Genomic DNA, 15,970 nt, shown 5'->3' with positions numbered 1-15,970 from the left:
GATTCATTTGCGGCCACCGTTCACTGGCATGGGGTCGCGATTGCACGGCATACTCACGCCCAATCGCGCGCCGTTGGCCTATGCTCTGACAGGCTGTCGTCAGTTCTTCTCATGAGGGATGTTCAATGTTCTACGTGCAACGTGATGCACAGGGTGAGCTGATTCGCGCCGAAGCGGTTGCCTTCGCCGAATCGACGGGCACCCTGCCCGCGGATCACCATGAGATCCAGGCCTGGTTTGCCAATGAAGAAGCGGAGCTGAGCCTCAAGCAGCTCAAGCACAGTGACTCGGAGATGATCCGGGTGCTGGAAGACTTGATTCAGGTGCTGATCCAGAAAGGCGTAATCAACCTGACGGACCTGCCGGTCGCCGCGCAAGCCAAGCTCAAGGACCGCAGCAACGCCCGGGAATCACTGGGTGGCCTGAGCCACCTGATCAATGATGATGAGACCGGCCTGATCTGAGGCCGGCCACGGCCTCAGCGCCAGGGCGCCGGCTCACCAAACAGCTGGCCCTGCACGCCAAAAATCCCCATTTCACGAATTACCTGCAACTCACCCTCGGTTTCGACCCGCTCGGCAATCAGCGGCAAGTCGATGCTGTGGGCTGCGCGCTGGATGGCTTCGATGAACAGGCGCTTGTCGCTTTCCTGGTCGATGTCGCGGATGTAGCTGCCATCGATCTTCAAGTAGGCCAGGCCCAGGCGCGCCAGGTTGCCGATCATGCTGAAGCGCCCGCCAAAACGTTGCAGGCTGAGGGAAAAGTTCAGCTCCCGCAGGCGGTGGGTCAACTGCTCCAGCACCGCCTGTTCGGGCAGTTGCTCTTCACCGATTTCCAGGGTCAGGCGCGGGCCCAGGTTGGCATGTTGGCGTAGCAGGTCGAAGATTCGGTTCAGGGCTTGCGGGTCTGCCAGGGTCGCCGCAGACAGGTTCAGGGCCAGCGAGTGCTCATGGCTGGCCATTTGTTTGAGTACCAGCTCCAACATCACCCGGTCCAGGCGCGCCGACCAGCCAAACCGCTCAAGCCAAGGCAGGAAACGGCCGGCCGGGATCGTGTGGCCATGACCGTCGACCAAGCGCGAGAGCACTTTGTAATGCAGGACCAGTTGCGGATCCTGGCTGGCCACCACCGGTTGGAAGTACAACTCGAAGCGGTGCTGGGTCAGCGCCTGGTCCAGCAGTGTGTGCCAGGCATGATGGTCGTCGCCGACGCTGGCCGCTGCGCTGTGGTCCAGGCACACCCAACTGACATCGCCCTGGGTTTCGGCCTGGGCCAGCGCCTGGTCGGCCAGGGTCAACAGGGCTTGTGGCGAATCACCATGATTGAACGGCGCCAGGCCGATACAGGCAACCGGCGAAACGTCACTGGCGCCGGTGGCTTGCAGGCTTTGCAGGGTGCTTTCCAGGTTCTGCGCCAGCTGCAACGCCTCTTCACGCATCAGCCCCGGCGCCAGCACGGCGAACTCGCCACCGCGGATACGGGTGACCAGGTTGTGGGTTTCCGGATACGGCTCGCACTGGCGCAGCAACTGTTCACCGACCGCCTGCAGCAGTTGGTCGGTGCGTTGGCCGCCGAAGCGCTGGTTGAGGCCGGCCAGGTCCTTGACCCGCAACACCAGCAGGTAGCCTGAGCTGGTTTCTTCGGGGTTGCTGACCCGCGCATTGAGTTGCATCTCGAAGTAACGGCGGTTGGCCAGGCCGGTAAGGTTGTCTTGATAGGACTCCACCCGCAGTTTTTCGCTACGCTCGGCCTGCTCCTGGAACAGGGCCTTGAGCTTTTCCACCATCTGGTTCATCGCCTGCACCACGCGGCGCAGTTCCGGGGTGCGCGGCAGATCCGGCAGGCTCAGGAATTCGCGGCGGGCAATGGCGTGGGACTGTTTGACCATGTAGTCCAAAGGTTTGAGTTGCCGGCGCAGCAACAGCGCGCCCAGCACCGCACTCACCGCGCCGCACAGCAATAACCAGCCGAGGCTGCCCAGGGCGCTCTGCCACAGCTTGGCCAGGGCGAACATCGGATGGCTGACCACCTCGACCCGCGCCGCCTGCTCCCAGCCACGGCTGACCAGGGCGTCACCACCGGCCGGTTCCAGGCCGATCAGCTTGACGAACCAGTTGGGCACGCCGTTGTTGTCGGGGATGCCACTGCGTTCGACGATGACCTGGTCGTTGGTCACATCGATCACCCGGATGCTGGCGTAATAACCACTATCGAAAATCGAGCTGACCAGCAGCTCGACCATCGCCGGGTCGTCGATATTGGGTGTCAGGGACAGCGCCAGGGCGGTCGCCGCGTCCTGCGCGTGGGAGCGCAGTTGGTTCACGTACTGGGTACGCGAGCTTTCCAGGCTGACCATGAAGCTGCCGCTGAAGGCGACCACCAGGAACAGACAGATAGCGATCAACAGCTGTTTGAACAGTGACATCTGAACAGTTACTCCTAGTTGGCCGGCTCGGCTGGGAAGCCTTCCGCACGCATTTTTTTCAACACATCCTGCCAGCGCGACAGGCGTTTGGTGTCGCCGACCTTTTTGTTGCCCTTGGCGCCCGGCAGGTACAAGCCCTCGGCGTTGAAGGAGTAGACCGGCAGCAAGTCGGTCCGTTGGCTGGCAGGCTGGATTTCATCGATCAGGCTGTCGAGTACCAAAGGCATGGCCTCTGGCGTCGAATAATAGGTCAAGACCATATGGGCGCGATTCTGCCGCAATGCCTTGACGTAGGTAATGCGCAATTTGTCGCTGGAGACGCCCAGGTGACGCAGGCTGAAATACTTGGCGATGGCATAGTCTTCACAATCACCGGCGCCTTTCCACAGGGCTTCGATGGGCGTTTCCCAATAATCGACCTGGTTCCACAAGTCGATATCTTCGACATAGCGCACGCGCTTGTTGAAGAACAGGTTGACCACCTTGAGCTGCTCCGCCTCGCTGCCTTGTTTTTGCGTGGCCAGCAGTTGCTGCCAGTCATCAATACGCTGCTGACCCGCACCCAACGGCCCGTAGAGCGCGGTGGCGCGCCGGCTGATCTGGGAGAAATCCCAATCGGCATGCAGCCCGCCAGGCAATAAGCCAGCCAGCAGCAGCGCTGAAAACAGCCAGCACAGAAACCGCGAGGGAGTAAAACGTGCCGCCAATGGTTTCAGTCCGTAGAAAGAGACGCAGAATCAATCGATGGTGAAGGGTCGGCAGGCAAAAAACAATGGCACTGTGCAATCACTCAGTCCCCATTACGCTAAAGCAACCGCGCCTTGTAAGACGCCGGCAAGCCATAATGTGCGATGAAAAACCGCGCTGTTGAGTCGCTTACAAAGGGAAACCTTGCCTGTTTGACAAGCTTGCATGCAATCTCTAGTGTTCTTTGGATCCAATTAGCCAAAACCCATTCCAACAAGAAAGGAGGATAGCGTAGTCGTGACGCACAAGCCGAACCCTTTGAGCAGCATCAAGATCAGTGGGCCCATTCCTGCTCACCTCGCTCGCTCCGTTATTGAAGAAACACTGCGCAACGCCATACTGGATGGCCGTCTGCCCTGCGGCACCGCCATGCGCCAGCAAGAGCTGGCCAGCCTGTTCGGGGTCAGCCGGATGCCGGTGCGCGAAGCCCTGCGCCAACTGGAGGCACAGTCGCTGTTGCATGTTGTGACCCATAAAGGTGCCGTGGTCGCCCCGCTGATTGAAGATAACTCGGCGGAGACTTACGCCCTGCGTATTCTCCTGGAATCGGAGGCGCTGCGCTTATCGATCCCGTTGCTCAGGCAAAGCGATATCGAGCAGGCCGACGCCTTGATCGACGCCCTTGAGCGCGAAACCGACTACAGCGAAATCGGCCGGCTTAACCGCCTGTTCCATATGGCGCTGTACGGCAAGGCCCCCAACCAGCGGCTGTTGAACCTGGTGGAGCATGGGCTGAACGAGGAGGAACGCTTCCTGCGGTTCAACCTTGAGGCCATGGGCCTGGGCGAAACCTCCCAGGAAGACCACCGTGAACTGCTGAACCTGGTTGCCCAGAAAAAGGTCGAGCAGAGCGTGCTTACCCTGCGTAATCACCTGATGCGCGGGATGGAAGTGATCACTCATTACCTGAACAGCCTTGAACAGGGCGATAAAGAGCAGCACTGATTGCTCACGACTTTGGCCGCCCAGTGCGCGACCTGGATTGCCAGGCGCCGCACACGTCCAAAGCCGGCCTCTGCTGCTGTCGCTCTTTGGACCGTTGCGGTAACAAACTCGATATTGACCGCCATGACACTTCCGGCATTGCAAATGCACTAGCGGAGTAAGTGCCAGTCATTCAGCTCAATAATTTAAACTTGCAAACAACAAGGAAAGTTCCCACATCGAATATAAAGTTCGACTACGAAACACCCCTTCCTGCAAAAAAACCTTATATAACTTAGTAAGTATTTGAACACTTAACCAAGTGATTACTCTTTAATTGGACTTGGCGCTGCAGTCGAATGCACAGCCATGGGTTTGGGCATGGCTGTGGACGGCGCTCAAGCCAATAAGACTAAGTTGCTTTGTCACTATTTGTTGCTTGCCGGGCATCCAAGCCAGCCGGGACATCTCCGTGACGGCGCGACTAAAACCAACCCCAACACACTTGGCTCTAAACAACCCTTTTAATCTGAGTCGGCATAACGACTTATAGGCATTAACCATGTTTCAACTTCAAGAACTACTCAATCATAAAAAGCTGCAACTACAAGAACATCCCATTTTCCTGGAAATCAATTCTTTTGCACAGCTGCAACATTTCATGCAAAACCATGTTTTCGCCGTATGGGATTTCATGACGCTGACCAAACGCCTGCAACAGGAACTGACCTGCATGCGCCTGCCCTGGCTGCCCCCAACAGACCCGCAGGCCGCGCGACTGATCAACGAAATTGTGCTGGATGAGGAATCCGACCGCCAGCTGGGCGACGGGTACGCCAGTCACTTCGAACTGTATCTGGAGGCCATGCGCGAGGTAGGCGCCAGTACCGCCACCATCGAACGCTTCATCGCGTTGCAGCGCGCGGGTGCAAGCGTCGATAGCGCCCTGGCAAAGATCACGATTGATCCTGCGGTAGAGCGTTTCGTCCGGCATACCCTGGACGTTGCCTTGAACGCCCCGGCCCATTGTGTAGCCGCTACCTTCCTGCATGGCCGCGAAAGTGTCATCCCGACGATGTTCAAACGCCTCCTGGAAGGCTGCAATGTCGCCCATCGGCAAGCCCCCAGCTTGTGCTACTACCTCCAGCGGCATATCGAGCTGGACGCCGAGGATCATCAGCCGGCTGCAGAGCAACTGCTGCGGCGCCTGGTCCAGGCAGACCCGCTGCACGAACAACAGGCCTGGCATGCCGCTCTGAGCGCCGTGGAGCATCGCATTGCCTTGTGGGACGGCCTGCGCCAACACGCAGCAAGCCAGGAGGTGAGCCTGTGAACGCACACTACCGCTCGTTTGCCAGCGACTGGGAGTATCAGGCGACCGTCCGTACTCGCCCGCGACGCGTGCTGGAAGAAGACGACAAGTTGATCTATCCGCTGTGTCGCCAACCGTTGGTGCTCAGTGCGGGGTTTGTTGAGCACTGCCCACAGTGGCGCGACTTTGTCCTGGTGCAGACGTTCTACAAATTCATCAATGACGTGGTGATCTTTGAAACAGAGATTGTCGATAAAACCGCACGCAACATCGCCAAGAACCGCTTTTCAATCCCCTTCCCTGCGGCCTGCCGCTACGACGCCATGACGGTGGTGGTCGATGAGGACTACCACGCGCTCGTCGCCCTGGACTTCATGCAGCAAACCCTGGAGCAAACCGGTATCGCGCCACTGGAGCTGCCCGCGGCCATCGAATTGAGCCGCGCCATACACATCGCACAGGCACAGGCGCCGACACATCTACACGATGCCGTAGAACTGATTTGCGTGGCGATTGCCGAGAATACGGTGACCCATGACGTGGCGGCGTTTGCCAAGGATGACAGCGTCAAACATTCGGTCAGGGGGTTGATGGCCGACCACCTGGCTGACGAGGGTCGCCATGCCATCTTCTGGGCCAGCCTGGTCAGGCACTACTGGCAAACGGCGAGCGATGAAGACCGCTACGGTATCGCCCAGGTCCTGCCGGTGTTCCTGCAACACTATTTGACCAATGACCTGCAAAGGGACTTCGATCTGCTCTTGATCGAGCATCTGGATATCAGCGCCGATGCCCGTCAAGTCCTGCAGGCGCAGGTAAGTGCCCTGACCTTTCCCATCACGCGTCAGCACCCGCTGATCAGCAACATCATGGGTTTGCTGCGCCGCAGCGGGCTGCTGCAAACACCTTGTGTCGCCCAAGCGCTAAGCGCCTATCTGCCCGTACCCGGGAGCCCATCATGAGACGCCTCGGGATTCGGTTGCTCGGCACCAGTGCGGCCTTGGATGAGCTGAGTCAGGCGCTGGCACCCTATGGCCATGAACTCGCCGCACAGGCGCCGACTATTGACCTGCTGATTGAAGACGGCAGCCAGCCAGTCGTGCAGGACTTAGCCAGCGTGGCCGTGATGAGCCTGCGCCTGTCCATCGGCGCCATGAGTGAGTGGGGGCTGCCGGTCCTGCAAATACGTTGCTATGACCGCCTCCAGCAATTACTGGCCGTGCTGGACATTGCTCCGCCCTCCTGCGGCAACGGCCAACAGTTGCGACGCCAGGCAATCGCACGCCTGATCGAGTGGGTCGCGCTGCAGGTCAGCGGCTTTTCGCGCAACCCTGGGCACTTTGCGCAGCGCGCAAGCGCTTCCACGGTTCCAGAGCAAAGCCTCGAAGGTCTGGACGGGCTGGCCTACCTGCATCGTTTTAACCGAACCGATGATCCGGGGCTGATGCAAAAAGCCCGGACACCACTGATCAAGCAACTGGAGCATGGCTTACGGGCCTTTGCCGACAGGCCGGCCCTGGAGATCGCCGGCCTCACCCTGAGTTATCGCCATTTGTTGCGACACAGCCTGGCCATCCAGCAGGTTTTGCAGCCGCTGCTCGGGCCTGGGCAGGCGCCCGTGGTCGGCATTTGCCTGGACAAGTCGGCTGGGTTGTACGCCAGCATTCTGGCGACCCTCGGTTGCGGCGCGGTGTATCTGCCGCTGGAACCGGGCCACCCGCTGCCGCGTCAACAAGCCATGCTGGAGAATGCCGGGGCCGTCGTGCTACTCGATGATGGCCAGCATCCCTTGCGCAGGCATTTCATGGCTGTGGATGTCAGCCGCATCGACAGCCAGCACATGGACGACAGCGCGCCCTTGGCACTTACCTCCCCCACGGCGGATAGCGCCAGCATGGTGCTTTACACCTCGGGCACCAGCGGCCAACCCAAGGGGGTCTTGCTCAGCCAGCAGAACCTGGCCCATTTCTCTGCGTGGTACAGCCAGTATGTTGAGCTCACTGAGCACAGCCGCGTCCTGCAGTTTTCGTCCCTGAGCTTTGACTCGTCACTGGTGGACCTGTTTGCGGCCCTGTGCCAAGGCGCGACCCTGATCGTGCCCAGTGAAGAACAGCGTCGCGACCCTCACCAATTGGTTGAGTTGATCCAGCAACAACGCGTGTCACACGCCTTCCTGCCGCCAGCCCTGTTGAGCGTGCTGCCACTGGATCGCCCGCTGGGCCTGAAGCACCTGCTGACCGGCGGTGACATCTGCGAGCCCCATGTCATCGCGCAGATGGCCGGGCAATGCGTCCTGCATAACCTGTATGGCCCTACAGAGGCGACGGTGCTGGTCAGTCGCCGTCGAATGCAGGCTGATGACAGCAATCTGAACCTCGGCACGCCCATCGCCAACAGCCAGGTGCTGATCCTCGACGAGCAGCGTCGGCCAGTCGAAGACCAGGTGGTGGGCGAACTGTACATTGTCGGCCCCGGGGTGAGCCTTGGTTACGTGAACCAGCCACAACAGACCGCCGAGTGCTTTGTGCGCCTTGTGCTGCCTGGCGGCCAGACCTTGCGCGCCTACCGCACGGGCGACATGGCGAAATGGACGGCAAAGGGCATCGAACTGGTCGGGCGCCGGGACCTGCAGGTGAAGATCCGTGGTTTTCGGGTCGAGCCCCAGGAGATCGAGCAGTGCTTGCGTGCCAGCCAGCTTTTTCGCCAGGTTGCGGTGGTGATTGACCGTGATCGACGAATCCTCGCGTTCGTGGCGCACGCAGATCCCAGTGACTCAGGTACGGCCCTGGCCGCGTTAAAACAACATGCCGGGCAACGGCTGCCGGACTATATGCAGCCAACCGTGTGTACAGAGTTGCCGAGCCTGCCTTATGGCAGCAATGGCAAGGTCGATCGCCAGGCCTTGCTGGCGCTGGCGGTTCAAACTGTCTCGCCGCCTCCTCAGCGCCGCCCCCAAACACCGGTGGAAGGGCAATTGCTGGACCTGTGGAGTGAGCTGCTGGGATTACCGGCCGACGAGATATCGACTGACGACAGTTTTTTTCATCTCGGCGGCCACTCCATCCTGCTATCAACCATGCTCCTGCGCATTCGCGAGTTGTACGGGCGCAGCCTGCCTCTCAATCGGTTTATCGAGGCGCCCACGGTGCAGACGCTCGCGGCGCTGATGGGCGACAATGCACCAGGTGCCGCTCCCACCGAACGGGCGATCAGCGATGCGCTGCGCACGCTGGATCTGGCGCTGTTACCAGCAGAGCGTGCCGGTGATCGTCACAAGGCTATCGTGACCGGCGCCAATAGTTTCCTGGGTATACATATCGTCGAGGCCTTGCTGATGGCCGGAGCGACCGAAGTCGCCTGCCTGGTGCGGGAACACCCAGGGCAATCGGCAACTGCACGCTTTGCCGAAGCCTTGCGTGAGTACCGCCTGGACCACCTGGACCTGAGCCGGGTGCGTGTATACACCACCGACCTGCGCCAACCGCGCATGGGGCTAGAGGCGCAGGTCTATGAGTACCTCGCCCGCCATTACGGGGTGCTGGTACACAGCGCTGCCCACGTCAATCACGTCATGGACTACGCGTCACTGGCCAAGGACAACGTGGAACCGGTGCTTGAATGCCTGCGCCTGTGCGAAACCCACTGTAAGAAAGTGCTCAACTTCGTGTCCACGTTATCTGCGTCAAGCAGCGTCGGGGCCGATGGGCAGGTGCTTGAAGCGCCTGCGGCAAGTACGCCACCGCTCTACATCAAGAACGGCTACAACCTGTCCAAATGGGTCGCTGAACGTCTGTTGGGACGTGCCGCCGTACAAGGTGCCTGGGTCAATATCTACCGCCCCGGGAACATCAGTTTCAATAGCCGCAATGGCGTCTGCCAACCCCACAAGAACCGCCTGTTGCTGATGCTCAAGGGATCGCTGCAGTTGGGCCGGGTGCCGCGCCTGGGATTGAACTTCGACCTGATGCCGGTGGATTTCCTGGCACGTTTCATCGCCTTCCACAGCGGCAATTATGTTGCCGAGCGCAGCGTCTTCAACCTGCACAACCCGCAGCCCTTGAAGTGGGAAACCTATGTCGAGTCGTTTCGCCAGGCAGGTCATGCGTTCGAGTTGGTGAGCGTAGCGGATTGGCAACACCATCTGCGCGAAGTGGATCGCGAGAATGCCCTTTTCGGTGTACTGGGGTTCTACCTCAATGGGCTGGGAGAAGACACGGGCGACATCTCCATGATCCGCCATGAGAACGCACGCCATGGTGTTGAACAGATGGGCGCGCAGTACCCCGAAAAAGAACCTGCGCTGTTACGCAGAGGGTGCCAGTACCTCAATGCCATTGGCTTTCTGTGAGCCTCGCCATCAGGAAAAACTTATGAGACAGCTGCAACCCGATACGTTGATTAAAAACCCCCAGGGCAAGCCTCTGGTGTCATCTGTGGTAATTGCCTGCAATGCTTCCAAGCTGTGGAAGGTCGTGGGGCGCTTTGAGGGGTTTGACGCGTTCATTCCTGCCCTGGCACGCATCACGATGACGGGCAGCGGCGTGGGATCGCTACGCAAGAAACACTTCCACGATGGCAATATCGCCGTGGAACAGCTCAACAGCCGCGATGAGCTGGCGATGCATATGACCTGGACGACAATCTATAACACCTTGGGCGTGGCCCGACTGTGGGCGGCAATGAGTGTCGAGTCGCTTGGGGAGAACCTGGCGCGGGCGACCTGGACCATTATCGCCGAGCCTGTCACTGCCGGTGATAACGAGGGCTTCGAACAGTTCATCCAGGATTTCGCCGACCGCGCACTGGATAACGTTTGCCATTTGCTTGGTTAAAAAAATGGCGCAGTGCACTGCTGCACTACGCCATGTTTATCGTGAGGTGATCAGATCTTGAAACTGTCGACCAACTGCTTCAAGCGATTGGCTTGTTGTGACAGCGCGTCGCAGTCCTTCAAGGTCTCGTTGAGGTTGGCCACGCCTTGCTGGTTAAGCAGGTTGATCTGGTTGATATCGACATTGAGCGTCTCCACCACGGCGGTCTGTTCCTCAGTGGCTGCCGCCACCGACTGGTTCATGCCATCGATCTCGACGATCCGCTGAGTCACACTGATCAAGCGTTCACCCGCCTGGTTGGCGACCTCGACGCTTTCTTCACTGGAGACCTGGCTGGCGTTCATCGTGGTGACCGCTTCGCGAGAGCCGATCTGCAATGAGGTGATCATCTTGTGGATCTCCTCCGCCGACTCCTGGGTACGGTGAGCCAGGTTGCGTACTTCGTCGGCCACCACGGCAAACCCTCGGCCGGCTTCACCGGCACGGGCAGCTTCAATGGCAGCATTGAGTGCCAGCAGGTTGGTTTGCTGCGAGATGCCTTTGATCACATCGAGAATATGCCCGATGTTGTCGGTGCTGGCATTCAGGGTTTCAATCTGCGTACAGGACAGGCTGATCTTCTGCGACAACTCGGACATCGCCAGGATGGTTTTCTCTACGACCTGGCGACCGTCATCGGCTTGCTCGCTGGCGCCGCTGGCATGTTGCGAGGCGTCAGCGGCGTTACGGGCGATTTCCTGAGTGGCGGCACCCAGTTCGTTAATCGCAGCGGCGACGCTGTTGGTGCGGGCGCTCTGCTCGTCGGAGCCGATAATCGAGGCGTTGGACGATGCCATCACGCGCTGGGACAGATCGTGCACATGTCTTGTCGCGGAAGACACTTCGCTGATCGAGGCGTGGATACGCTCGACAAACTGGTTGAAGGCGCCACCCAGCTCGCCGAACTCGTCCTTGCTTTCTACGACCAGGCGACGAGTCAGGTCGCCCTCGCCCTGGGCAATGTCTTGCATCGCACGGCCCATGGTTGTCAGTGGGCGCATCAGTACCTGAATCAACAGGCTCAGCAATACCGCAATCGCGGTGACGGCAATGAACATCGCGATCAAGGCGGAGGTGCGGAATTTGCTCAACGGGGCGTAGGCTTTGTCTTTGTCGATCGACAGGCCTATGTACCAATCTGCGCCCGGCAAGCCGCTGATCGGGGTGAAGGACAGGATACGGTCCTGACCATTGAGGATCACATCCTGGTTAACCTTCTCAATACGGACGCTGCTGCCTGGGTAGATGTCCTTGAGGTTTTTCATCACCTGTTCCTGGTCAGGGCTGACGATCACCTGCCCGTCGCCACTAACCAGGAATGCATGACCAATACCGCCGAAGTCGACCGAGTTGATGATCTTCACCAGGGTTTGCAGGCTCAAATCCCCCCCTACGACACCAAGCAGCTCACCATTCTTCTTGACCGGCATCGCGATGGTGACGATCAAGCCACCGACAGCGGCCATATAAGGCGGCGTCAGCATGGGTTTATCAGCCATGACCGCTTGCTTGTACCAGGGGCGCTGACGTGGATCGTAGCCATCTGGCATTTTCGCGTCAGGGCGCTGGGTGAAGACGCCGTTGGTTGAACCGACATACGTGAACTGGAAGTTCGAGGTGAGTGCCGGTTGATCAACCAAGCCAGGAAGGTCGGCATTGCTACCTTGGTGAGCAACGTTCTGCGCAAGATTTTCCAGGACTAGCACCCGACCACCGAGCCAGTTCTGCACGCTGCTGGCGGTCAGGTCACCCGACTGCTGGATGGATGATTCCAGGTTTTGCCTGATGGTATTGCGCTGCAGGTAGTCGTTGTACAACGTGAACAGCGCGAAGGCCAGAACCACGACGCCTGACGCTGCCAACAGAATTTTATGACTGAACTTGAGATTCATTTCATCGACTTCTTTTTGCCAAAAGGGGGTGAGCGTGCCGAATGCAACATTCCATGTACGGTATAGGCGAACTCTACGACCGCTCTATTTCGGTGCACGCATGGCTCATCAGGCTTTCGGCCAAGACTGGCTAAATCTTAGGAGTTTGTGGGATAGATCTTCTTTTTAAGTAGGAAACCGACAGGCGGTCTGGATAGGGCGCTCATCCCTAAAACGACAAAACCCCCGCCTGCGTTAGCAGACGGGGGCTTCGGAATTTGATCTTGACGATGACCTACTCTCACATGGGGAAACCCCACACTACCATCGGCGATGCATCGTTTCACTGCTGAGTTCGGGATGGGATCAGGTGGTTCCAATGCTCTATGGTCGTCAAGAAATTCTGTGTACCGGACCGTTGCTTTCGCATCGTGCCGATGAAATTCATGAGCTTCTACATAAAACAAAACCCCAACTGCTTTTGCAATTGGGGTTTCGGAATTTAATCTTGACGATGACCTACTCTCACATGGGGAAACCCCACACTACCATCGGCGATGCATCGTTTCACTGCTGAGTTCGGGATGGGATCAGGTGGTTCCAATGCTCTATGGTCGTCAAGAAATTCGGGTACTGAGTCGTGGCCAGTTGGCCTCGCTTCAGCAAATTGGGTATGTAATAGAAGTCGGTGTTTGCAAGAATCGAACTTTCGGTTCGTTTCGTCTTCACACACCGCAATCTGGCCTTTCGACGCAAATTGCTTGGGTGTTATATGGTCAAGCCTCACGGGCAATTAGTATTGGTTAGCTCAACGCCTCACAGCGCTTACACACCCAACCTATCAACGTCGTAGTCTTCGACGGCCCTTCAGGGAACTCAAGGTTCCAGTGAGATCTCATCTTGAGGCTAGTTTCCCGCTTAGATGCTTTCAGCGGTTATCTATTCCGAACATAGCTACCCGGCAATGCCACTGGCGTGACAACCGGAACACCAGAGGTTCGTCCACTCCGGTCCTCTCGTACTAGGAGCAGCCCCTCTCAAATCTCAAACGTCCACGGCAGATAGGGACCGAACTGTCTCACGACGTTCTAAACCCAGCTCGCGTACCACTTTAAATGGCGAACAGCCATACCCTTGGGACCGGCTTCAGCCCCAGGATGTGATGAGCCGACATCGAGGTGCCAAACACCGCCGTCGATATGAACTCTTGGGCGGTATCAGCCTGTTATCCCCGGAGTACCTTTTATCCGTTGAGCGATGGCCCTTCCATACAGAACCACCGGATCACTAAGACCTACTTTCGTACCTGCTCGACGTGTCTGTCTCGCAGTCAAGCGCGCTTTTGCCTTTATACTCTACGACCGATTTCCGACCGGTCTGAGCGCACCTTCGTACTCCTCCGTTACTCTTTAGGAGGAGACCGCCCCAGTCAAACTACCCACCATACACTGTCCTCGATCCGGATAACGGACCTGAGTTAGAACCTCAAAGTTGCCAGGGTGGTATTTCAAGGTTGGCTCCACGCAGACTGGCGTCCACGCTTCAAAGCCTCCCACCTATCCTACACAAGCAAATTCAAAGTCCAGTGCAAAGCTATAGTAAAGGTTCACGGGGTCTTTCCGTCTAGCCGCGGATACACTGCATCTTCACAGCGATTTCAATTTCACTGAGTCTCGGGTGGAGACAGCGCCGCCATCGTTACGCCATTCGTGCAGGTCGGAACTTACCCGACAAGGAATTTCGCTACCTTAGGACCGTTATAGTTACGGCCGCCGTTTACCGGGGCTTCGATCAAGAGCTTCGCGTTAGCTAACCCCATCAATTAACCTTCCGGCACCGGGCAGGCGTCACACCCTATACGTCCACTTTCGTGTTTGCAGAGTGCTGTGTTTTTAATAAACAGTCGCAGCGGCCTGGTATCTTCGACCGGCATGAGCTTACGGAGCAAGTCCTTCACCCTCACCGGCGCACCTTCTCCCGAAGTTACGGTGCCATTTTGCCTAGTTCCTTCACCCGAGTTCTCTCAAGCGCCTTGGTATTCTCTACCCAACCACCTGTGTCGGTTTGGGGTACGGTTCCTGGTTACCTGAAGCTTAGAAGCTTTTCTTGGAAGCATGGCATCAACCACTTCGTCACTCAAAGAGTAACTCGTCATCAGCTCTCGGCCTTAGAATCCCGGATTTACCTAAGATTCCAGCCTACCACCTTAAACTTGGACAACCAACGCCAAGCTGGCCTAGCCTTCTCCGTCCCTCCATCGCAATAACCAGAAGTACAGGAATATTAACCTGTTTTCCATCGACTACGCTTTTCAGCCTCGCCTTAGGGACCGACTAACCCTGCGTCGATTAACGTTGCGCAGGAAACCTTGGTCTTTCGGCGTGGGTGTTTTTCACACCCATTGTCGTTACTCATGTCAGCATTCGCACTTCTGATACCTCCAGCAAGCTTCTCAACTCACCTTCACAGGCTTACAGAACGCTCCTCTACCGCATCATCCGAAGATGATACCCGTAGCTTCGGTGTATGGTTTGAGCCCCGTTACATCTTCCGCGCAGGCCGACTCGACTAGTGAGCTATTACGCTTTCTTTAAAGGGTGGCTGCTTCTAAGCCAACCTCCTAGCTGTCTAAGCCTTCCCACATCGTTTCCCACTTAACCATAACTTTGGGACCTTAGCTGACGGTCTGGGTTGTTTCCCTTTTCACGACGGACGTTAGCACCCGCCGTGTGTCTCCCATGCTCGGCACTTGTAGGTATTCGGAGTTTGCATCGGTTTGGTAAGTCGGGATGACCCCCTAGCCGAAACAGTGCTCTACCCCCTACAGTGATACATGAGGCGCTACCTAAATAGCTTTCGAGGAGAACCAGCTATCTCCGAGCTTGATTAGCCTTTCACTCCGATCCACAGGTCATCCGCTAACTTTTCAACGGTAGTCGGTTCGGTCCTCCAGTTAGTGTTACCCAACCTTCAACCTGCCCATGGATAGATCGCCCGGTTTCGGGTCTATTCCCAGCGACTAGACGCCCTATTAAGACTCGCTTTCGCTACGCCTCCCCTATTCGGTTAAGCTCGCCACTGAAAATAAGTCGCTGACCCATTATACAAAAGGTACGCAGTCACCCAACAAAGTGGGCTCCCACTGCTTGTACGCATACGGTTTCAGGATCTATTTCACTCCCCTCTCCGGGGTTCTTTTCGCCTTTCCCTCACGGTACTAGTTCACTATCGGTCAGTCAGTAGTATTTAGCCTTGGAGGATGGTCCCCCCATATTCAGACAAAGTTTCTCGTGCTCCGTCCTACTCGATTTCATGACTAAGAGATTTTCGCGTACAGGGCTATCACCCACTATGGCCGCACTTTCCAGAGCGTTCCGCTAATCTCAAAGCCACTTAAGGGCTAGTCCCCGTTCGCTCGCCACTACTAAGGGAATCTCGGTTGATTTCTTTTCCTCAGGGTACTTAGATGTTTCAGTTCCCCTGGTTCGCCTCTTACGCCTATGTATTCAGCGTAAGATAACCATCTTATGATGGCTGGGTTCCCCCATTCAGACATCTCCGGATCAAAGTCTGTTTGCCGACTCCCCGAAGCTTTTCGCAGGCTACCACGTCTTTCATCGCCTCTGACTGCCAAGGCATCCACCGTATGCGCTTCTTCACTTGACCATATAACCCCAAGCAATCTGGTTATACTGTGAAGACGACATTCGCCGAAAATTCGAATTTCTCAACTAAGAGAACTCACAAATTTTACCTTAGCCTGATCCGTTACCAGTGAAAGTAACGTTCAGTCTATCTTTCTATCACATACCCAAATTTT

At 57.3% G+C, this 15,970-nt stretch carries 9 protein-coding genes, 3 rRNA genes and 1 pseudogene; 7 read left to right on the top strand and 6 right to left on the bottom strand.

The window, feature by feature from the left end; genetic code table 11:
• Positions 1-125 precede the first annotated feature (125 nt).
• Positions 126-464, top strand: coding sequence for a hypothetical protein (locus tag C5F71_RS13555; RefSeq protein WP_029300706.1), 339 nt, complete (start codon positions 126-128; stop codon positions 462-464).
• Between the two features lie 14 nt (positions 465-478).
• Here C5F71_RS13555 and lapD read toward each other — a convergent pair whose 3' ends face one another.
• Positions 479-2,425: a cyclic di-GMP receptor LapD gene (gene lapD / locus C5F71_RS13550; RefSeq protein WP_104911298.1), complete on the bottom strand. Its 1,947-nt coding sequence runs from the start codon at positions 2,423-2,425 to the stop codon at positions 479-481.
• 14 nt (positions 2,426-2,439) lie between these two features.
• A complete protein-coding gene (gene lapG / locus C5F71_RS13545) occupies positions 2,440-3,132 on the bottom strand; it encodes a cysteine protease LapG (RefSeq protein WP_029300701.1) in 693 nt (230 codons plus the stop codon).
• A gap of 277 nt (positions 3,133-3,409) precedes the next feature.
• Here lapG and C5F71_RS13540 point away from each other — a divergent pair, with 277 nt between their 5' ends.
• From C5F71_RS13540 to C5F71_RS13520, 6 genes and pseudogenes are all read left to right on the top strand, one after another.
• Positions 3,410-4,117, top strand: coding sequence for a GntR family transcriptional regulator (locus tag C5F71_RS13540; RefSeq protein WP_104911297.1), 708 nt, complete (start codon positions 3,410-3,412; stop codon positions 4,115-4,117).
• A gap of 541 nt (positions 4,118-4,658) precedes the next feature.
• Positions 4,659-5,429 (top strand): DUF3050 domain-containing protein, encoded by a 771-nt coding sequence (locus C5F71_RS13535; protein WP_104911296.1) that lies wholly within the window; start codon positions 4,659-4,661, stop codon positions 5,427-5,429.
• On the top strand, positions 5,426-6,370 hold the full coding sequence (locus C5F71_RS13530) for a diiron oxygenase (protein WP_104911295.1): 945 nt from the start codon (positions 5,426-5,428) through the stop codon (positions 6,368-6,370). The genes C5F71_RS13535 and C5F71_RS13530 overlap by 4 nt, the downstream gene beginning before the upstream one ends.
• Positions 6,367-8,064 (top strand): annotated as a pseudogene (locus C5F71_RS29690) (amino acid adenylation domain-containing protein); the annotation flags it as partial. The gene C5F71_RS13530 and the pseudogene C5F71_RS29690, both read left to right, overlap by 4 nt.
• Positions 8,065-8,370: 306 nt before the next feature.
• Positions 8,371-9,756 (top strand): thioester reductase domain-containing protein, encoded by a 1,386-nt coding sequence (locus tag C5F71_RS29685; protein WP_371923393.1) that lies wholly within the window; start codon positions 8,371-8,373, stop codon positions 9,754-9,756.
• 22 nt (positions 9,757-9,778) lie between these two features.
• Positions 9,779-10,240 carry an SRPBCC family protein gene (locus C5F71_RS13520; RefSeq protein WP_104911293.1) on the top strand — a complete coding sequence of 154 codons (462 nt, stop codon included), beginning with the start codon at positions 9,779-9,781 and terminating at the stop codon, positions 10,238-10,240.
• Between the two features lie 50 nt (positions 10,241-10,290).
• Here C5F71_RS13520 and C5F71_RS13515 read toward each other — a convergent pair whose 3' ends face one another.
• The 4 genes from C5F71_RS13515 to C5F71_RS13500 all read right to left on the bottom strand — a co-directional run bounded on the left by C5F71_RS13515 (position 10,291) and on the right by C5F71_RS13500 (position 15,816).
• Positions 10,291-12,171 carry a methyl-accepting chemotaxis protein gene (locus C5F71_RS13515; protein WP_029300688.1) on the bottom strand — a complete coding sequence of 627 codons (1,881 nt, stop codon included), beginning with the start codon at positions 12,169-12,171 and terminating at the stop codon, positions 10,291-10,293.
• Positions 12,172-12,432: 261 nt separating this feature from the next.
• Positions 12,433-12,548: ribosomal RNA gene (rrf, locus tag C5F71_RS13510) — 5S ribosomal RNA — on the bottom strand.
• A 108-nt stretch (positions 12,549-12,656) separates the two neighbouring features.
• A 5S ribosomal RNA gene (gene rrf, locus C5F71_RS13505) occupies positions 12,657-12,772 on the bottom strand.
• 150 nt (positions 12,773-12,922) lie between these two features.
• A 23S ribosomal RNA gene (locus C5F71_RS13500) occupies positions 12,923-15,816 on the bottom strand.
• Positions 15,817-15,970 lie beyond the last annotated feature (154 nt).

Origin of the sequence: Pseudomonas sp. LG1D9 (assembly GCF_002949995.1) — a bacterium.
GTDB lineage: Bacteria > Pseudomonadota > Gammaproteobacteria > Pseudomonadales > Pseudomonadaceae > Aquipseudomonas > Aquipseudomonas proteolytica.
This window is presented reverse-complemented; position numbering and strand designations above follow the sequence as displayed.